Annotated in this window: 14 protein-coding genes and 1 pseudogene; 8 read left to right on the top strand and 7 right to left on the bottom strand. The window is 61.7% G+C overall.

From position 1 onward, the window contains the following. Window positions 1–395: 395 nt before the first annotated feature. Entirely contained in the window at window positions 396–1463 is a 1068-nt protein-coding gene (locus tag RFM40_RS29795; RefSeq protein ID WP_320278771.1) for a M35 family metallo-endopeptidase, read from the bottom strand. A gap of 274 nt (window positions 1464–1737) precedes the next feature. Here RFM40_RS29795 and RFM40_RS29790 point away from each other — a divergent pair, with 274 nt between their 5' ends. The 5 genes from RFM40_RS29790 (at window position 1738) to RFM40_RS29770 (ending at window position 10049) form a co-directional block, all read left to right on the top strand. After that, window positions 1738–2364, top strand: coding sequence for a nuclear transport factor 2 family protein (locus tag RFM40_RS29790; RefSeq protein WP_320278770.1), 627 nt, complete (start codon window positions 1738–1740; stop codon window positions 2362–2364). Window positions 2365–2412: 48 nt separating this feature from the next. Continuing rightward, window positions 2413–4275, top strand: coding sequence for a hypothetical protein (locus tag RFM40_RS29785; RefSeq protein WP_320278769.1), 1863 nt, complete (start codon window positions 2413–2415; stop codon window positions 4273–4275). A 97-nt stretch (window positions 4276–4372) separates the two neighbouring features. Continuing rightward, window positions 4373–7450, top strand: coding sequence for an ATP-binding protein (locus RFM40_RS29780; RefSeq protein WP_320278768.1), 3078 nt, complete (start codon window positions 4373–4375; stop codon window positions 7448–7450). Window positions 7451–7763: 313 nt separating this feature from the next. Then, window positions 7764–9224: a phospholipase D-like domain-containing protein gene (locus RFM40_RS29775; RefSeq protein ID WP_320229888.1), complete on the top strand. Its 1461-nt coding sequence runs from the start codon at window positions 7764–7766 to the stop codon at window positions 9222–9224. 24 nt (window positions 9225–9248) lie between these two features. Next, a complete protein-coding gene (locus RFM40_RS29770) occupies window positions 9249–10049 on the top strand; it encodes an endonuclease/exonuclease/phosphatase family protein (RefSeq protein ID WP_320229887.1) in 801 nt (266 codons plus the stop codon). Window positions 10050–10085: 36 nt separating this feature from the next. On the opposite strand, the gene RFM40_RS29765 is transcribed toward RFM40_RS29770, so the two are convergent. From RFM40_RS29765 to RFM40_RS29755, 3 genes are all read right to left on the bottom strand, one after another. Continuing rightward, a complete protein-coding gene (locus RFM40_RS29765) occupies window positions 10086–10265 on the bottom strand; it encodes a hypothetical protein (RefSeq protein WP_320278767.1) in 180 nt (59 codons plus the stop codon). 147 nt (window positions 10266–10412) lie between these two features. Beyond that, window positions 10413–12923 (bottom strand): two-component system VirA-like sensor kinase, encoded by a 2511-nt coding sequence (locus tag RFM40_RS29760; protein ID WP_320229885.1) that lies wholly within the window; start codon window positions 12921–12923, stop codon window positions 10413–10415. Further along, window positions 12920–13975 (bottom strand): cytochrome-c peroxidase, encoded by a 1056-nt coding sequence (locus RFM40_RS29755; RefSeq protein WP_320278766.1) that lies wholly within the window; start codon window positions 13973–13975, stop codon window positions 12920–12922. Before RFM40_RS29755 ends, RFM40_RS29760 begins: the two co-directional genes overlap by 4 nt. Window positions 13976–14071: 96 nt before the next feature. On the opposite strand from RFM40_RS29755, the gene RFM40_RS29750 reads away from it, so the two are divergent. Both RFM40_RS29750 and RFM40_RS29745 read left to right on the top strand, forming a co-directional pair. Beyond that, complete coding sequence (locus tag RFM40_RS29750) at window positions 14072–14854, top strand: response regulator (protein ID WP_320278765.1); 783 nt, start codon at window positions 14072–14074, stop codon at window positions 14852–14854. Between the two features lie 42 nt (window positions 14855–14896). Beyond that, window positions 14897–14989, top strand: a pseudogene (locus tag RFM40_RS29745) (endonuclease/exonuclease/phosphatase family protein); the annotation flags it as partial. Between the two features lie 62 nt (window positions 14990–15051). Here the strand turns inward: RFM40_RS29745 and RFM40_RS29740 are convergent. Then, complete coding sequence (locus tag RFM40_RS29740; protein ID WP_320229882.1) at window positions 15052–15483, bottom strand: YybH family protein; 432 nt, start codon at window positions 15481–15483, stop codon at window positions 15052–15054. Between the two features lie 191 nt (window positions 15484–15674). After that, a complete protein-coding gene (locus RFM40_RS29735) occupies window positions 15675–16199 on the bottom strand; it encodes a quercetin 2,3-dioxygenase (RefSeq protein WP_320278764.1) in 525 nt (174 codons plus the stop codon). A 75-nt stretch (window positions 16200–16274) separates the two neighbouring features. Here RFM40_RS29735 and RFM40_RS29730 point away from each other — a divergent pair, with 75 nt between their 5' ends. After that, complete coding sequence (locus tag RFM40_RS29730; protein WP_126100592.1) at window positions 16275–16892, top strand: TetR/AcrR family transcriptional regulator; 618 nt, start codon at window positions 16275–16277, stop codon at window positions 16890–16892. Here the strand turns inward: RFM40_RS29730 and RFM40_RS29725 are convergent. Beyond that, on the bottom strand, window positions 16889–18865 hold the full coding sequence (locus RFM40_RS29725) for a BTAD domain-containing putative transcriptional regulator (protein WP_320278772.1): 1977 nt from the start codon (window positions 18863–18865) through the stop codon (window positions 16889–16891). The two genes, RFM40_RS29730 and RFM40_RS29725, sit on opposite strands and share 4 nt — an antisense overlap. Window positions 18866–18925 lie beyond the last annotated feature (60 nt).

Raw genomic sequence — 18925 nt, 5'->3', positions numbered from 1 at the left:
CCTGTGGCCCGCGGGTTCCTTCCTCGGGGACTTTCGTACGCCTGCCGGCGCCCGAAACTCTTCACGAGAGCGACCGGACCGCTTTCGGTTTGCGGGAGCGATAGCGGACATTCAACATGCGATCGCAATGTCTCGACCTGACCCGTTGCGATCATCAATTGGGCAACAAATGGCGTTCGCTAAGCAAGCGGACGATCCCAAATCTCACCGTCCAAATGATGATGCCGCGACGGCCCAGTAGCGATTGTTCCGAGTGCTCGTGGCGGCTCTTCTCCCAATTACCTTTCGCCGGAATGCTGATTTGCGTCAACGAGGCTGGATCCTCGGTGATCTTTGCTCATTTCCGATGGCAATACCCGCCGCATCCATGTTAGCTCAGTTGCGTGTCGTGTTCCTCACATCGGAAGCTCCGGGTTATCCTCCGCAAAGTATTCATGACTGTCAGCGTTTGATGTCGCTCTCGGCGGGTTGTCAACCGCGAGTACCTTGGCGGCATTCTGACCACCATAGGAATAGTCGCCTGTTGAAGCGACGACAAAAAAGTGACTAATTTCGTGTATAATCGTTCCAGACTTTGAATCCGTTCCTTTGATAGCGGCTAGCCAGAACTTGTGACAAACAAATATTCTGTAAGGTTGATCACGGTGCACATATGAATAGTCTCCTGGCTCGCACTCGCTGCCGTGGCATCCAAACGATATTGTTTTGTTTCCAAGAGCATCCAAAATCTTCGAGAAATTTCCGGTGACCTTTGCATACAGTCCTACGGTATGCGCCCCAAACCATGTCAGATATCGTTGGGAATTCGGCTGCTGGGCTGGAGGCGTGTCCTGCAAAACCTGCAGGGCAGCCGAGGCTATGTTGTTTGCTTCCGCCAGCGCAGCGCCAATATCATCCTGTTGAGAGCTGTCACACTGGTCGAATTTGGGCGCCGAGAGCGGTACCCGTTCCGGAGGAATTCGACCGGTGAGAAGCCTGAACGTGGCGGCGTTGCTCAAAACTTGGGCGCGTCTCAGGGCACCTGGACGACCAATCAGCAGACCCACTCCCTCTGTATCATAGGTAACCGCATAGTTCCCTGCTTCATAGATGGCGTAGTACAATGACAGATCGACGGGCACCGAAATCGATTGTCCGGGTTCAATATTGATAAAGTCAGCCTCTGTCGGTTCTCCACGCTTCACCAAACGGCCGATATACTGAATTGGCTGCGACCCTCTCGTCACAGAAAATATTTCACCCGAGACGCCGTTGATTGGCGTGGTCCAGCTGAGCACCCTGATCGGGCTGCGCGACCGGTTGGTGAGAGTAAAGTCAATAATAAGGGGGGTATCGTTTCCGTAAGAAGGCAGGCGCGATTGCAGAACTATCTCGATTTCCTGATTCTGCTGCGCGAACGCCAAAGGCACAACGCTAAAAAAACATGAAAGTAGCAATGCAATATTTCGGACGATACTCGGCATTTTATGCTCCTATATAACCACGCTTAGACTTTTTGCTTCGTCTACGTGAGTTTTTAGTTTGCGATAACATACCAGAAGCGCCCACGGCCTACCTTGCAAGTTAGGAATGAAATTGCTGCGGGCCGGGCATTGCAACTTACCGCAAATTCAAAAAAACAGGAACGCGAAATCATGTCCGTGGCCTTGCATGCCATCGATTTCGGCTGACACCTTTTTAGGGGTGGTATAAGATAGATAGGTACTTTCCCATCAAGCTCCATAAGAGGGGGCCAGCATGAGCGAGCGTTGGAAAGGCATAATCACTAACTGCGCGATTTTGAAGTATTTTGCCCTGATTTGTGGGTTCTGTTTAGCTTTCGGCGGCACTGCTCTAGCTGATTCATGCGGAACAGAGGCTCCTTATGGCTGGAATATCAAGAATCCTCCGGCCGAAGACCGCCAGGCAATTCTAGATCTTTTGTCCCGCTATGCCTGGACGATCGACGAAAGAAATGCAGCCGCGTTCGCTGGCCTATTTGCGAAACCGAAATCGTCTTACTACGAGATTTGCAGTACAAGCAGCAGTATCCTCAAGTTGACACTCGACCTTGGTCCGGAATCTCCAGACGATCTTCTTGAGCAGATGAAAATAATAGTTAAGAAACTGGAAACAGATCACCTCCAGACCCGGCATCTCGTGACCAACACCTTGTTCAATGTTGACGACACGGGCAAGACGGTGAACACCAAATCGATAGTCCTGGTCACTTTGCAGGACTCCCACTCTCCAGCACCGGTACTTGACTATTCGGCGGATGCCCGGGCGACTTTTGTAAAGGGCGACGACGACACGTGGCGATTTCAATCGCTTACAATCCACGCCGACTATGCTGCTGGCTCTGTCGCAGCCAAGAAGCGGTGACGCCCAGAGATCGGCTATGGGTTCACTGGCACGCTCCAGTGGGCTGAAATGCGTGCCGTTGCGCTGATCGCTGCTGTCCTCGGCATTGCGTTTCTCCTATTGTCCGGGACTATCGGGCTTCGACATGCAGCTTTCGTATCGACGCCGCGAGCCGGCGAGAGGCAAGGCTCCGATCAGGACGACGTGCATTCGAAGTCGTTCGCCAAAGCTGTTACGCGATGGAACCCTGACATCTTTTGGGCGCCGGCCTCGAAGAGCACCGACGTCATAACCAGGTCTGGCGATGAAGCGCGGGCGGTGTTCGGTCCTATTCCCGACGGCGATTGCGACAGCCCACAAATGAAGGTCATCCCACTGGAAGTTGACGGCAATGTCGTCGACCTCAAGCCCAATCCGACAAAACCAGGCTCTCCGCTGGAGTTCGAGCACAGGAACGTAAGCGGAGAGGTGGTAAAGTGGACGGCGACATTGCCCAAGTGCGACAAGCCTTCGCTGACTGGCAGCACGACCTACTGTGGGCTGAACTCACGTGTCGTAAGGGTCGTGCGCGGCAACGTTGAATGGCTGTTCCTCTGCAGAAAATCCAATATCAGCCAGGAGGTCAGCACCGATCCCTACTGGACGCGGTCGGATCCGAGGTTTTCTGTCTTCGGCACCATCGGGTTCAATCGGAAATCCGGAGAAATCGTCTTCTTCGACGGCCGCAAGGACCGGAGCGAGTTCGATTGGACAAAGCCCTTCGTTCCGCCGGGTGGGCGCAGCTATTCCGATGAAGTCGGACGGGCTGCGGCGGAGAAAATCTATGATCCGACGTTCCAGATCTCATGCCATGCATGCCATGACAACAAAAGCCCCTATGTGATCGATCCACACATTGCGCAGAGCAGGGTCGGTTTCCGTTCAGGCGGCGATTCCAGATCGACCGCCTTCAGCCTGGGCGATTTTCTACCGCGCCGGCCCCGGTTGCCGGGCGCGCCGTTCCGCGTGGTCGGCTCCGGCTACACCGGCACCTACCGCAATGAACTTAGCCAAGCCAGGACGGTCGAAGATCCGACGGGCAACTGCACGAGCTGCCACACGCTTACCACACAAGTCACGGGCCGCCGTTTTGCCGCGGACGCAGCGGGGTATGAGCCGACGGTCACGTTGCCAACCTGGGTTCAATTGCTCGAGTTGCACGAGGAACAGATCGTCTACGCCGAGATAGCCGCACACCGGACGGACTGGGCGGTCGGCAGCGGCGGCATCCATCCCTGGATGTTGCCGGGTTCCGGCAATGACCTGTCCTCCGGCACGCCGCGACTGAGCTCAGAAGACTGGCGGAAGCTGAGCGACTGTTTATGGGGAGCCGGCGGCTCTGGGTGCGGCTACCGCCCGCTCTACACTGGCTGCCCGGCGCCAGAGGCGGAGGATGGAGGCTCTTCGCTCGCCGATGCAAAGATTCAGGTTTTGCCTCCACCGCCCGGAGAGGGGATGAAGACGCGCCTCCTTCGCGTAAGCTGGACCTTTCGCAACAGCTACGGCGGTGTTCCGGAGCGCGACGATATCAGGATCAATGTGGCAATCAGCGCGGGCGCCATTCCGGCAACCGGGGATCCGCCGCAAAGCGGCGACTATCCGAGCATCGAGCAGGCAAAGGGCACCAGCATCGAGGCCATCTCCGGTCCAGTCAGCTCAGCCGGCTCCAGCTTGCTGATCCAGAACGTTTCGTTTGCCGGTCACACGAAATGGAGCGATCCGACGCCGTCGATGTCGCCGCGCACCTTCCAGATCGACCTGCCTGGTCAGTGCAACCGACGCACCTTGATCCGCTTGGTGCCCAAACGGTTCTGCTTCGACCAGAGCCAAGCGGCATTTAGCGAAGCAGATCATTTGATCTACGCCGATGTTCAGTGCGGCGAGCTTCGATGATCCGCTTGGCGCGATCGAAAGCGGCTGGTGAGCGCCGGGATTTGCGATAACATGACCGGGTGCTACATGGTCGCCGCACCAAGGAGGGTCCCGGAGCGTGACCACGCCGGATCCATTGGCTAGCCCGATTTTGCCGAGCAGCCCGGCGAAGTCTGTCGCAGAGCGGCGTTATCTCACCATACTGTTTTGTGACATGGTGGGATCAACCGAATATGCCGACCGCCTGGATCCTGAGGATTTCCAACGCCTGATCGAGAGCTTTCTGCAGACCTGCAGCAGCGTCGTCCGGCGCCGCAAGGGTGTGACAGCCAGTTACATCGGCGACGCCATGCAGGCCTATTTCGGCTATCCAATAGCTGGCGAGGACGACAGCGAGTTCGCAGTGCTGGCGGCACTCGAGATCGTCGATGCAGTGGCCACCATCTCGGCAAATCAGGGATATTCGTTGCAAGTGAGGGTGGGTATCGCGAGCGGCCAGGTCGTGGTGGGGGAGTTCGTCGGTGCGCCGAGCGGCGTGTCCACCGTCGCCTTCGGCCACGTCGCGCATCTGGCGGCGCGGCTGCAGGTACTGGCCAAGCCGAATACGATCCTTGTCGACGCGGCGACCTTCGAGGCCGCGAGCGGCGCGATTGATTTCACCAAGTTCGGCAAACATGAGCTGAAGGGATTCGCCGAGCCAGTCCAGGTCTGGCAGGTGCAACGGCAGCGCATGGTGCCGACCCGCTTTGCAAAGCGTGCGCATATGACCAAGCTGTGCGGCCGCAATGCCGAGCTGCGACTGCTGATGGAGCGCTGGGAGACCGTCGTACGCGACAGGCGCGGCAATGCGGTGTGGGTCTCGGGGGAATCGGGGATCGGCAAATCCCGGTTGCTCAACGAGGTCCAGCGGCGCCTGCGCAGCTTTCCGCAACTGACCATGCAATGTTCTCCGACCTTTGAGAACAGCACCCTTTATCCGTTCCTCGCAGAGTTGCAGAGGATCGCAACGATCGAGGACGGTGATTCGACGGAAGAAAAGCTGCGAAAGCTCAGCAACGGATTGTCGATCGGTTCGGTGTCCAGCGACGTCGCGCTGGCGATCTTCTCAAGCCTGCTCGGCATACCTACGACCAGGCCGGACAGGCTCGACGGAATAAGCGCCGAACGACAGCGAAACATCGCCGAGCAAGCGCTCATGGATCTGGTCAGTTATCTGGCGCGTACTACCCCGATCCTGATCCTGTTCGAAGATGAGCAATGGGCGGACGCGACCTCGCGCGAGCTTCTCGACAAAATCGTCGCCAGCCTGGCTTCGACTCCCGCGCTGCTACTCGTATCGAGCAGGAACAACGCAACCGTTCCATGGTTCGACAGGCCGGATGTGCATCACATCAGGCTTGAAGCGCTCGGCCGCGAGGATGCCGAGGCGATTGTCCATGACATTAGTCCGAATGCGCTCGCTGCCGATGTTTCAGTGGTGCTCGATCGCAGTGAAGGCGTCCCGCTCTATATCGAAGAGCTTGCTCGGAGTGTGGTCGAAACCGGATTGCGGCTGGACGCGTCTCAGCCGAAGCGTTCGTCTCTTACGAACAACATTCCAAACTCCCTGCAGTTCTCGCTGCTTGCCCGCCTCGACAGGCTGGGGCCCGCCAAGGAAGTTGCGCAGATCGCAGCGGCGATCGGCCGCAAATTCGATTTCGACGTCCTGCGCGAGATTTGCGATTGGCCCGACGCGGAGTTGCGCGCCGCAGTTGGCGACCTGATGCGCACGGGGCTGATCGTAGCCGAGCGAGGGACGGCCGGCGCGGGCTTTTCGTTCACCCATGTGCTCCTGCAGCAGGCCGCCAGAGGCACGATTCTGCACGAACGTGCACAGCATGTTCACCAATTGATTGCCGAATGTCTCGAACTGCGCGACCACAACGCAGCTTATCCCGAAGTGCTCGCTGAGCATTTCGCCGACGCAGGTCTGTTCGATCGCGCCGCTGACTACTGGCTGCTGGCAGGGCTGAAGGCGGCCAAGACCTGGGCAAAAGCTGACGCGGTGCGTACCTTCAGGAAGGGCCTTGAAGCCGCGAAGCTCTTGCCCGAATCCGACGATCGCAGCCGCAGGCTGCTTCGCTTCGAACTGGAGCTGGGCGACGTGCTCTACGCGGCGCAAGGCTACGTGACGGGCGAAGGCAGTGCCGCCTATCAGCGGGCCATAGCACTGAGCGGGAAGCTTGGCGAACCGGAATCGACGATCAGGGCGCTCGACGGGCTTTTCGGCACCCATTTCAACTCGGGCCAGTTTGGCAAGGCCCTTGCGGCCAGCGATGAGTTAATCCGGGTCGGCGAGCAGGGCGGCTACCTGAACGCGCTCGTCATAGGTTTGCAGTTCAAGGGGATGACTCTGTTCTGCCAGGGCGAGCTGGTGGCGGCCCGGCAATATCTTGAGCGCGCTCTCAGCCACAAGGGCAGTGCAGACAAGGTCGGCAGCGACTTCCCGAGCATGGCCATGATCTATCTTTCCTGGACCTTGCACATCCTGGGCTATCGCCATCAAGCGCTGGAACTCTACCGAGAGGCGGAGGCGACCGTTCGGCAGCAGTCCGCATATCGCTTGGCCGCCTGCTTGGGAAACGGGTGCGTGTTGTTCGCCTTCCGCGAAGAGAGCAGTTTGATCGCCCGACTGGCGGATGAACTCCTGCCGCTGGCGCAGGAAAACGGCTTCAATCTCTGGGCAAGGGTGGCGCGCTTTTTTGGCGGCCTGGCTGCATCTGGCCTCGATGACAGTCCGGGGGGAAGCCACATGATGACATTGACCGAAAGTGACCTTGAAGATCAGGAGGTCGACAAGTCGTGTTATTTAGGTTTGCTCGCCAAGGCTCTCATGAACTCCGGGCAATTCGATATAGCGGCGGAGACCGTTAAGAAAGGTCTGCGCGAGGCCGAAAAGATCGGCGAGCATTACTTTACAGCTGCCTTGCTTCGCATTCGCGGTGAGATCGAACTTGCAAATGGAGCAGGAGACAGAGCGGCGGAGGCTTCTTTCCGCGAGGCGATTGCCTTTGCGCGGCAGCAGGACGCCAGGAGTTGGGAGTTGCAGGCGACCAATAGTCTGGCGAAGCTATTGCGGTCACAGGGTAGGTTCGAAGAGGCCCGTGCGGAATTGCGGGAGGTTAACGATTGGTTCATCGCAGCAGACGTGGCGTAGTCAACGGTGCATCACGTCTCTGCCGGCAATCTCGACCGGCGCGGCTTCGGGAAAAGACAGCCTCGGTGCAACCGCGACTTACAGTCTTACGCAGATCAACGTCCGCTTTCTGGTAGAGATGGCATTGATCTGAATGGCCGACATCGGCGCAAAGCTGCCGTTCGCGTCGGAAGACGGACGTCGGCTGAGGGTCACAAGCGACGATCACGGAAGTAGCCAATCCGGCCTCCCGATCACTCGCCAAGAGCTTGTCCTCGTCTTGCTTTGACCACCCGCATTGCCTTCCGCTCGTCCTCGCTCGATATTCGGGCCGATGTTGCAGGCGATAGCGAGTCACTGGTCTACACTTATCCTTCTCCTGTCGTTGGCGATGGCGGCCGTCGGCATCGTCCACGCCATCATGACGAAGGAGGACGTGCGCGCCGCCACGGGCTGGGTCGGCGTGATGCTCTTGTCGCCCTTCCTCGGCGCGATCATCTATGCCATCGCCGGCATCAACCGCATCCGCCGCGCGACGATCAGCGCCATGCGGCCGGTAACCGGCGAGGCCGCCGAGGCAAAGCATGACCGCGACGTGGCCATGGAGGCGTTGATCAACGCCCAATATGGCCAGCGTTTCATCGGGCTGAAGACGCTGGGCGACAGGGTGGCGCGACGCCAGCTCAGCTCCGGAAACACGATCGCCGTGCTTGAAACCGGCGACGAAGCGTATGCCGCTATGTGCCGGGCGATCGACGGCGCGCAAAAAAACGTGCTTCTCGAGACCTATATCTTCGACAATGACGCGGTGGGACAGATGTTCGTCCAATCGCTCTCCGGCGCGGTCAAACGCGGCGTCACCGTGCGCGTGCTGATCGACGCCGTCGGCGTGCGCTATTCGGTGCCCAGCATCCTCAAGCAGCTCAGGGAGGAAAACGTCGCCGTCGATCTCTTCAACGGCAACATCGTCATGGGCTTGAGACTTCCCTATGCCAATCTCAGAACCCACAGGAAGATCCTGGTCGTCGACGGCACGGTGGCGTTCACGGGAGGCATGAACATCCGCAAGGGATTCTCGGCCGAATTCGCCGGCTCCGACAGTTCCAGGGATACGCATTTCGAGGTTACCGGACCGGTGGTGGCCGACCTGTTCTCGGTCGCCGCCGAGGACTGGCGCTTCGCCGGCAACGAAGCGCTGAAGGACGATATCTGGCAAGTCGAACGAACCGCACCGCCGCCCGGCCAGCCGATGCTGGTCAGAGCCGTGGCGACGGGCCCGGATGCCTCGAACGAAACCAACCACAAGCTCATGATGGGGGCGTTTTCGGTCGCCCGCAAAACGATCCGCATCATGTCGCCCTATTTCCTGCCGGACCGCGAGTTGATCAGCGCGCTGACCACGGCCGGCCGGCGCGGCGTCGAGATCGACATCGTCGTGCCGGCGGTGAACAACCTTTTCCTTGTCGACCATGCCATGACGGCGCAGTTCGACCAGGTGCTGAAGCACTATTGCCGCGTCTGGCGCCACGAAGGCCCGTTCGACCATTCCAAGCTGATGGCGATCGACGGCGTGTGGGCCTATGTCGGCTCGTCAAACCTCGATGCCCGCTCGCTGAGGCTGAATTTCGAGATCGACATGGAGATTCTGGATGCCGACTTCGCCACCGAGATCGAAGCCCGTATCGGCGCAGCGATCGCTTGCGCGCAACCGGTGACGCTGCAGACGCTCAAGGCTCGCCCGTTTGCCATTCGTGTCTTCGACCGATTGCTGTGGTTGGGATCGCCCTATCTATAGACGAGGAAGACGAGCAGCAGACCCATGCAGAGAAACGGACGCAGCCTTCCGGAGACCGTGCTCCTGTCGATCCGCGGCAGAAAAGCACGCAAGGCGATGTCGACGCCGCGCAAGCGGACTGAAGGCGCCGAGATGGTGGTCGCCTCCTACAACGTCCACAAATGCATTGGCGTCGACCGCAAATTCGACCCCGAACGGACCGCGCGCGTCATCCGCGAAATCAGCCCCGACGTGATCGCCCTGCAGGAGGCCGACAACCGCTTCGGCGACCGCGCCGGGCTGCTCGACCTCAACCGCCTCGAAATCGAAACCGGGCTGGTGCCGGTACCGATCACCGGAAACGGGAAGGCACATGGCTGGCGCGGCAACGTGCTTCTGTTCAAGCGCGGCACCGTGCGCGACGTCCACCAGATCAGGCTGCCGGGCCTGGAGCCGCGCGGGGCGCTGGTCGCCGAAATCGATCTCGACGAGCACCGGACGCTGCGCGTGATCGCGGCCCATCTCGGCCTGTTGCGCCGCTCACGCTCCGAACAGGCTCGCGTCGTGCTCGATATCATGAGCAGCTTGGACGAAAGGCCGACGCTTCTGCTCGGCGATCTCAATGAATGGCGGCTCGGCAACCGCTCGGCGCTCAACACGCTGCACACAACCTTTGGCCCCTCGCCGCCGGCGGTGCCCACCTTTCCGTCGGGCCTGCCGATGCTGGCGCTCGACCGTATCATGGGCAACCGGCACGGCATGGTCTCAGCCGTGGAAGCGCATGACACGCCGCTCTCGCGCGTCGCCTCCGATCATTTGCCGCTGACCGCGTTCGTGCATCTCTGACCTGCAGGGCATTTCTCGCAGAGAGGAGATGGCCGCTCAGACGCCCGCCGCCTCCGGCCATGGCGGCATATTCGTCCATGCGCCGACGAAGGGCGGCGTCATCACGCAGGCCCGCTGCTCGACCGCTTCGCGGCACAGCCGTTCGGCCAAGGTGTCGATCCCGATCTCGTCGGCGGTCGCAATGCCCAGGCGCTCGGCAGCTGATTGATCGGCCACGATTTTTCCCGATCTAGAGGTTTCGGATCGCGGCCCAGGTCACGGCGGAACTGTCGGGGAAAGCCCGCTACGGGCTGATTTCAGGAGGCGGGAGTTTGGTTACAATCGCAACGGGGATGGCAGCCGGTCGGCCGGCCGCTGTCGGCGTCAATGCAGATGGCGCGCGAGGCATTGCGCGACCGCGGCCGACAGCAGCGGCTTCTTGATGACTTCGCTGATGCCGGCCGCGGTCAGCTGGCGCGATCTCAGCGGCCGGCCGTAACCGGTCATCAGCACGACCGGCAGATCCGGCCGGATCCGATGCAACTGGCCGGAGAACTCGATGCCTGTCATGTCAGGCATCACCTCGTCGGTCAGCACGAGGTCGAAGCGCTCCGGATCGGTGCGGAATGCGCTGAGGGCAGCCGGGGTCCGGTCGAAGCCGACCGGCTCGTAGCCGAGTGCGGCCAGCATCTCCTCGGCAAGCTGCATGAGCGGCCTGTCGTCGTCGACGACAAGGATCGTCTCACCGCTGCCGTACTGGATCGGAACGTCGGCGGCCTCACCCTCGTGCGCATCCTCGGCGGCGCGCTCGACCTGCGGGAAATAGATCTCGAACATCGTGCCTTCGCCGACCTTGCTCCGCACATCCAGCGCGCCCCCATGAGCCGCGACGATGCCGTGCGCTGTGGACAGGCCGAGCCCGGTACCCTGCCCCGCCGGCTTGGTGGTGAAGAACGGTTCGAAGATGCGCTCGAGCGTCGCCTGATCCATGCCGCTGCCGCCGTCCCTGACGGCAAGGCGGACGTAGCGGCCGGGAGGCAGATTGCCGTGCGACAGCATGCTGGCCTCCGCAGGAGCCGTCGTGTCGAGCTCGACCCGCAGGACGCCGCGATTGTTCATCGCCTGCCCCGCGTTTGCGCCGAGATTCATGACCACTTGCTGAAGCTCGGTCGGGTCGCCCATCATCACGGCATCGGCGGCGGCAAGATGCGTCTCCACCGAAAGCGTGGCGGGGAACGAGGCGCGCAGCAGGTCGACAGCTTCCGCGACCACGGGCTGCGCGGTCAGCGCGCGATGCCGCCGTTCCCGGCGGCGACCGAAAGCAAGAATCTGCTCGGTGACGTCCTGCGCCCGCTCGCCTGCTTTCATGATCTGCTGGACATAGCGCCGCGCGCGCGAATCCTTGAGCAGCACCGCCAGCGCCATCTCGCCGTAGCCGAGGATGGCGCCGAGGATGTTGTTGAACTCGTGCGCTATGCCGCCGGCCAGCGTTCCGATCGCTTCCAAGCGCTGCGACTGGTTGAGCCGGGCCTGCAGCGCCTCGCGTTCGTGCTCGCTCCGCTCGCGCGCTATGGCATTGGCGAAAATCTCCGCGGCGGTGCGCAAGAGGGCGATGTCGTCGTCCGCCCAATGCTTTTCGTGAGTCACGGTATCGAGAGCCAGGAAGCCCAGCCGCTCGCCGGTGTGCGACAGCGGTATGCATAGCCAGGAGCGAAGCCGCCAGGCCTGGAGGCGCGCCTTCTCCAGGCCATCCGGCAGCTCGCCGACGCGAGGGACTGAGATGCAACCCTGGAGCACGTTGTCCGTGAGTGTCCAGCGTGAGGCGAGTTCGATCATGTCGTTCGCCGAGCGCGCCGGCACATCCACGCCCCGGCGGCGATAGGCATAGCCGCCGGACGGTCCGGCGTCGCCCGCGCGGCTGACGACGATCTGTGCTCCGTCGAGCCCGGACTGCGCCACCAGGCGCGCAAGGCCCTTGCCGATATCGGAGCGGATGCGATCGCGCGGCAGGTTGATGAACTGGGACGAGATCGACGCGACCAGGCCCTCGAATTCCAGCCGCTGGCGCAGGATTTCCGCATTGCGGCGCAGGCGCGCGAGCAGATAGGCCACATAGCCCACCAAGACCAGCGCGGCGATGTAGAGCAACGTCTGGAACAGCGCCGCCCGCGCCGCCACGCGCCCATGCGCCGCAAGATAGGCGTCCTGGAGCGCGCGGGCCCGCTCGCCCGTCGGCGCGCCCTGCAGGCGCGAGACGAGACCATCGACCTCGGGGAGTCTCGACACGATGAGCCGGCCGTGGGAGCCGAGCGACCGGACATCGCCCGCACGCGCGGTGTCGATCGAGGGGTGCTCCAGGCGGTCGAGCGCGGCGGTCACGGCCATCGCCTCTTCCGGCTGGGGATCGCCGATGAACCGCGACATGGCGATGGTCAGGGCTCCGATCTCAACCGTGCGAAGGCCGTTGCCCTCGGACGCAAGCCGACCGCTCATGTAGTTGAAATAGTTCAGGGAATTCTGCAGTAGCGCGTTGGCCGACTTGAACGTCTCGACAAGCGTCTCCTCGTCGCGCACCGCAGCGATGACCCCAGCCACGCGACGGTCGATGTCCGCCCGCGCCTCGCCGCTTGCGACGTCGCGGGCGGCCGGCAGGGCCAGCGTCGCCTCGTCCAGCCTGTCGATCGAGCGGACGAGTGGGTCGTAGTCGTGCAGCAGGCCCGTCCGCGCCCTCAGCACATCGCGCTGGAGCGCGGCGTTATAGAGAATGACGGTCCTGAGAGCGTCGAGGGTACGCTCGTGGCGCGCGGCATCGGGCGCCGCACCCTGCACCAGAAGATAAGTGAGCACGATGAGCAGGCAGGCGACGACCGGCGCCAGGATGGGGAGCGATTTCATTGCCGTGGACGATCGGCTGTACTGGTCAAAGGACGGCCGCGATACCGGCCCGTCAACGTGCCGAGGAATTCGACGATGAGATCGGCGTCATGCTGATCGAGCTCCCGGCCGAGCTGGTTGCGCGCCATGATCCTCACCGCTTCGCCAAGGGAGGCGGTGCGGCCGTCGTGAAAGTACGGCGCCGTTACCGCGACATTGCGCAGGCTCGGAACGCGAAACACGTGTCGATCGGCTTCGACGCCGGTGACGGCGAAGCGGCCGAGATCGGCCGCGGTAACGGTTTTCTGGCCGGCAAATGGGTCCTGGAAGATGCCGAACTTCTGAAACAGGTTGCCGCCGATATTGACGCCCTGGTGGCAGGCGACGCAGCCATAGGCCTTGAACAGCCGATAGCCCTCTTCCTCGTCGCGCGTGATGGCATTGCGCTCGCCCTTGAGATAGCGGTCGAAACGGGCATCGGGCGTGATGAGCGAGCGCTGAAAGACGGCCAGGGCGTCGAGGACATCAGTCCGTGCAGGGGCGGCGCCGTAGAGCTTCGCGAACCGCTCGGAATAGCCGGGGTCCGAGCGCAGTTTCGCCAATACTTCCTCCCAGCTCGTATTCATGAGCCTCCTGTCGAGCAGGGCCGCCTCGTTCTGCTCCTCGAAGGAGCGGAAATTGCCGCGCCAGTTCAGCCGGAAATCGAGTGCGGCGTTGAAAACCGTCGGCGCGTTGAAATCGAGCCGGCCGCCATCCTGCGCCACGGAGCGAGCCTGGCCGTCGTCGCCGCCGAGATCGAGCCGGTGACAGGAACTGCAGGCGAGCCGGTCGCCATGCGAGAGCCGGGGATCGTTGAAGAGGCTTTCGCCAAGCGCGGCCCTGGCCGGATCGGAAGCTTGAACGCCCGCCAGCGGAGCGATCGGCTCAGTTGCCTCGGGAGCAGGCCGACCGGCCTGGATCCATGCAAAAGGGGCGGCCATTGCCAGGCAGAGCGGAACAAAAAGCCCCGCCCGAACCTTACCAGTCTGCTTATGCGCCATCGAATGAGCCTTCGGGCCGGCCAAGTAGATCATCGGCGCTTACCAATAAATCGCCGAAAATCGATGTTTAATGACGTTCTATAAAAGCAACGGCCAGGCCATGGGTTCCATGCTTGCGGACGGTGCGACATGCCAGCCGAACGGAACACGCGTCTCGAAGAACAGGCAGAGGGCAGGATAAAGTCGGGAGCGGCGGGACGGCATATCCTCGTCGTCGACGACGACCCTGACATGCGCGCCATGCTCGTCAACTACCTCGAGGGCGAGAACTTCAGGGTCAGCGCCGTCGCCGACGGCCGGGCCATGTCGCGCGTCCTCCACGAAAGGAGCGTCGACTTGATGATCCTCGACATGAAGCTTGCCGACGAGGATGGGTTCGACATCATGCGGAAACTCGGCAGCCCGCCGGAAGCGCCCATCATCATCATCACCGGCCACAGGCGTGACGAGGTGGATCGCGTCGTCGGCCTGGAACTTGGGGCGGACGACTACATAACCAAGCCCTTCAGCCTCAGGGAACTGCTAGCGCGCGTTCGCGCCGTGTTGAGGCGGTCGGGCGCGGCGACGCAACGGCATGCGCGCGGCAAGAAGCATAAATGCTACCGCTTTGCCGGGTGGGAACTCGACATGCGCACGCGCCGCCTGACGTCGCCTGCGAGCGAGGCGACGCCGCTGACCGCGGGCGAGTTCAACCTGTTGGCGGCATTCCTGCAGTCGCCGCAGCAGATCCTCAGCCGCGAGCAGCTTCTTGCCGCAAGCAGGATACACGACGAGGAGGTGTTCGACCGCAGCATCGACGTGCAGATCCTGCGCCTGCGCCGCAAGCTGGAAGCCAACCCGAGCGAGCCGAAGCTCATCATTACCGAACGCGGCGCCGGCTACGTGTTCGCGGCGGCGGTGGAGGTGATTTGAGAGGTCGGCGGGGCAACAAGCGTCGAAGTAGCGATCCTTTGGAACGGCATGGTCTCAGCCGTGGAAGCGCATGACACTCCCCTCTCGCGGGTCGCCTCCGATCATTTGCCGCTGACCGCGTTCGTGCATCTGTAGCAAGGTAGATGCGCAAACTGCGGCTCTCATCGAGTAAGACCCAGACGGGTCCGGCAACCCATCTACTCTCCGACTATGGACGCCGGCGGGCGGGCTGAGGTTATCGGATCGGCATGACGAAGGACGATCCTCCACGCGCCTTCTTCCCGCCGGAATATGGTGGTGACCCGAAGCGCAATCGGCAACAGTTTGTCGCCACCACCGACTTTGGATCGGAACCGCTCGATCTCGATGGTGTATCCCAAGTCCGCCGTCGCGTACTCGGAGATGCGCTCAAAGCCGGTGGCCTCGCCGTCCCGGTAATTGGTGGCAGCCCGTTCCATGGTCGCGGCGGCCTTTTCCCACCCCTTCGCCGGCGGCCCGAACGGATTAGCGATAATGACGTCATCCCGTCGCGAATAGAGAGCTTTCAGAGGTTCAGGATCGCCCTTCACAAAGGCATCTAAAGCGAGATGATCCTGCTCGACAAATTTCTCAAGGTCAGAGGCTAACATCTTAGCGCCCTCAGATGATCGGAAAGAGAACTTTATTCGAAAAGTCGACCCCCCGCTCGCGCTATCTCACGTCCTGGCGCTTCTGCCCGTCAATGAGTTCACGTCTAGAGCGGGATGCTCATCCCGCTCTATCTGTTTGCTTTAGCGGCATTTTCTGTGACGCCAAGTGATCGACTTGGCTGCAAAATGCTCTAAGCGCCGGCCGCTGCATGGCTGGCCGCAGGTGCCATCGGCGGCCCGACGATTTCGGCCCCATAGCGGGCGCTCACACGCTTCAAGGCCTCGATGTCGGGCGGCGTCGCCGGCGGTAATCCTTCCGCCTCGGCCGGCCGTCCGCCGTCGATGAAAACCCCTTCACCACCGCCAGGCGTCAGCAGCGTCAGCATCCGCACAGGCTTGTCGCCTTCGACCACGAATGTGTGGGGAACGTTTCTCGGCAGGAACACGAATGAGCCCGCGGTCGCCCGGAAGGTGCGATCGCCGCATTTCATCGTCAATTCCCCCTCTAGCACGTAGAAGGACTCGTCCTCACAGCGATGGATATGCAGCGGCGGCGAGAAACCCGGCGCGATGAGCGATTCCAGCAGGCCGAAGCCACCTCCGGTACTGGCCTCGGTGGCCTTTACCGTCATGCGGTTCCTCAGAAACCAGATTGCTTCTCCCTCGCCCGGCCCCAGGAAACTGGCTTCGGCGGCGGTATGGTTGGAGATTGTCATGAAAGCCCCTTTCAAAGAGTCTGATATCATATTGCACTCTTGTGCAATTAATGCACTTCGGTATACTCAGCTCGTATGAATGTCAATCCGCACCCCCGCGCCGCACAGAAGCGTCGCACCCGCAAAGCGATCGTCGATGCGGCGATCGCGCTGCTCGCCCGCGGCGAGACGCCAACCGTAAACGACGTCGCCGCCGCGGCGGACGTCTCGCGGCGAACCGTCTATCTCTACTTCCCGAGCTTCGATCAGTTGCTGCTCGACGCGACAGTCGGCGCGCTCGCCCAAGCGTCGGTCGATCGCGCCATCGAGCAGGCGAGCGACGATGGCGAGGCCCGCGTGGAGCATCTGGTCCGCGCGCTGCATCACGTCAGTCCCGAGATCGAAAAGCTCGGCCGCTCGCTGATCAAGCTCACGGTCGATGGAGAACCGCCGGCGGAGGGCATGCCGCGCCGCGGCTATCGCCGGGTCGAATGGATCGAGTCCGCTTTGTCGCCGTTGCGGGATCGGTTGGACCCGAAGCGCTGGAACCGGCTCGTCGGCGCGCTTGCCATGGTGATCGGCTGGGAGGCACTGATCGTCCAGCGTGATGTCTGCGGCCTCGGCGCCGCGGAGGGCGAAGCCCTGTCGTTGTGGGCAGCAAACGCACTTGTGCGGGCCGCGCTCGAGGATGAGCGCGATGCTGGCGCGCCTTAGGAATTGGGAAGGCCGGCTCTCGCCAGCATTTCGAGGAACCGGGCGTGATGATCGTCCCGCACGTAGCGCGGCAGGAACCCTGGGCAGACATTTTCGAGGTTGAGATGGGGCAGTTGCGACAGGCAATGATGGATGGCGCGTGAGGCTTCTTCATTGTTTCCGGTCGCCGAAGCCGCGGCCGCCCAATAAAGGGCGCCGCGGACGAAACCCGGCTTTGTCCTCACCACCCTGCGGGCGACTTCGAGCGCCCGGCGGTCGTCGCCGCCGGCGAACAGCGCCACGGCCAGACCATGATGGCGCCAGAAGTCGATTACATCATGCGCGCCGAGCCGTATCGCTTCATTGGCCTCGCGCAGCGCCTCGCTCACCTGGCCACGCAGGCCGTAGAGCTCTCCGAGATCACCGTGGCCACTCGGATAGCTCGGATTGAGGCTGACTGCGTGGCGGCATTCGACGATCGCCTCGTCGATCCGGCCATCGCGCAAATAGGCAAACGACAGGATGCAGCGGGCGATTTCATCGTCCGGCACCGCCCTTACCGCGTCCTCGGCAAGCCGGATCGCGTTGTCGACATGCTCCCGCTTGCCTGGCAGCGCGCCGAATGCAAGGCCCATGGTCGTCGCGATGGACAGTGTTCGCTTTGCCCGAGCATTTTCGGGCGCAATCGACAGGGCCTTTTCGGCGAGTTCCTTCGACACCAGGAGCGAGTCCCGGGTCATCTCGAAGTACTTCATCAGAGCTTCATTCACCAACCTGCGCACTTCGGGGGTGCCCGCCGGGCTCTTGTCGCGGACCTTCCAGCTGGTCAGTTGAAGCTCGAGGCTGACCGCCAGCACAACTGCCTGCGCGATCCTGTCCTGGAATTCGAGCGCATCCTCCGAGTGGCCATCGAATTTCTGCGCCCAGACATTGTGGCCATCGGCAGCGTCTACCAACTGAACGTTCACCCTCAGTTCGTCCCCGGACCTCTGGATGCTGCCGTTTAGCATGTAGCGAGCCCGCGGGGCTGCCGACGCCTTGGATTCCTTGCCGTCCTCCTTAAGCGGCGGGAGCCCTGAGAGCACGGCGTAGTCGGCCATCTCGGAAAGCGCCGTGGTTATGTCATGGACCAGACCCTTGGCGAAAAAATCGTCGCCGCGCTCGCCCGTCAGATTCACGAACTCGGCGACCCCGATGGATGGACGGCCGAGACGCTGAACGGCAGCAACGCTATTTGCCGATTGCTTACTCGACGAGACATCGGCAGCAGAGATGGATTGCCAGAGCGCTCGTGTCTCCGGGCCGACGTCGACACCGAATTCCTTCTTCAGCACGCTTCTGCAAGCCTCGAAGGTTCGCAATGCCTTGTCTCGCTGGCCGCAGGCTGCAAGCAGTTCCATCTTCAGCCGATAAGATTCCTCTCGCGTCGGTTCCATGGCCAGAATTCGATCAGCCACGGCCAGTCCGTTTTCAGCATCCACGAGACGGGCGAGCTTCTCCATCGAGAGAAGCGCGCGGCTCAGCAGCCTTTCGCGCTCCAATGCCGCCCAATCATCGAAAGCGTTGCTTCCTAGGTAAAAGCCATCGAGAAATGGCCCGGTGTAAAGTGCCAAGGCAGTTTCGAGCTCCGGCGCGGAACGGGCCGACAGGCCCGTTTCGAAGTCCTCGACGTCAACCCGCACCGCGTCCGGCCTGAGGCCGATAAGCTCCTTGCGGGAATGGACGATATCCATGCCCGCTCGCGACAGATCCCGGCGCAGGACGCTGAGCGTTTGCCGCAGACTGTTGCGCGAGTGCTCGCTGTCGCTATCGCTCCACAAGAGGTCAGCCAGCCGCTCCCGTGGTGCCGCCATGCCCGGACAGCGGGCGAGATAGGCGAGGATCGCTGAACCTCGCTTTCCGGTCAGCCAGACGGGACCCCCGGCTTCCTTTTCAATCTGGAAACCACCGAAGAGTGAGACTTTACTGCCGGAGACGCCTGCCCCATTTCGCATTTGCTTGAACAGCTTTTCAGAATGACGAAATTCTAACTCAAAACTAACGCAACGGAAACT

The sequence above is a fragment of the Mesorhizobium captivum genome (assembly GCF_033977165.1).
In the GTDB taxonomy this organism is placed as follows: Bacteria; Pseudomonadota; Alphaproteobacteria; order Rhizobiales; family Rhizobiaceae; genus Mesorhizobium; species Mesorhizobium captivum.
Note: the sequence above shows the minus strand (reverse complement) of the source record. Positions and strands in the feature narration are given on the sequence as shown.

Excerpts from the sequence above, each read along its gene's own strand:
- RFM40_RS29725 (WP_320278772.1), bottom strand. The coding sequence starts at position 18,865 with ATGCGAAATGGGGCAGGCGTCTCCGGCAGTAAAGTCTCACTCTTCGGT.
- RFM40_RS29735 (WP_320278764.1), bottom strand. The coding sequence starts at position 16,199 with ATGACAATCTCCAACCATACCGCCGCCGAAGCCAGTTTCCTGGGGCCG.
- RFM40_RS29760 (WP_320229885.1), bottom strand. The coding sequence starts at position 12,923 with ATGAAATCGCTCCCCATCCTGGCGCCGGTCGTCGCCTGCCTGCTCATC.
- RFM40_RS29750 (WP_320278765.1), top strand. The coding sequence starts at position 14,072 with ATGCCAGCCGAACGGAACACGCGTCTCGAAGAACAGGCAGAGGGCAGG.
- RFM40_RS29795 (WP_320278771.1), bottom strand. The coding sequence starts at position 1,463 with ATGCCGAGTATCGTCCGAAATATTGCATTGCTACTTTCATGTTTTTTT.
- RFM40_RS29785 (WP_320278769.1), top strand. The coding sequence starts at position 2,413 with ATGCGTGCCGTTGCGCTGATCGCTGCTGTCCTCGGCATTGCGTTTCTC.
- RFM40_RS29755 (WP_320278766.1), bottom strand. The coding sequence starts at position 13,975 with ATGATCTACTTGGCCGGCCCGAAGGCTCATTCGATGGCGCATAAGCAG.
- RFM40_RS29740 (WP_320229882.1), bottom strand. The coding sequence starts at position 15,483 with ATGTTAGCCTCTGACCTTGAGAAATTTGTCGAGCAGGATCATCTCGCT.
- RFM40_RS29775 (WP_320229888.1), top strand. The coding sequence starts at position 7,764 with ATGTTGCAGGCGATAGCGAGTCACTGGTCTACACTTATCCTTCTCCTG.
- RFM40_RS29770 (WP_320229887.1), top strand. The coding sequence starts at position 9,249 with ATGCAGAGAAACGGACGCAGCCTTCCGGAGACCGTGCTCCTGTCGATC.
- RFM40_RS29790 (WP_320278770.1), top strand. The coding sequence starts at position 1,738 with ATGAGCGAGCGTTGGAAAGGCATAATCACTAACTGCGCGATTTTGAAG.
- RFM40_RS29730 (WP_126100592.1), top strand. The coding sequence starts at position 16,275 with ATGAATGTCAATCCGCACCCCCGCGCCGCACAGAAGCGTCGCACCCGC.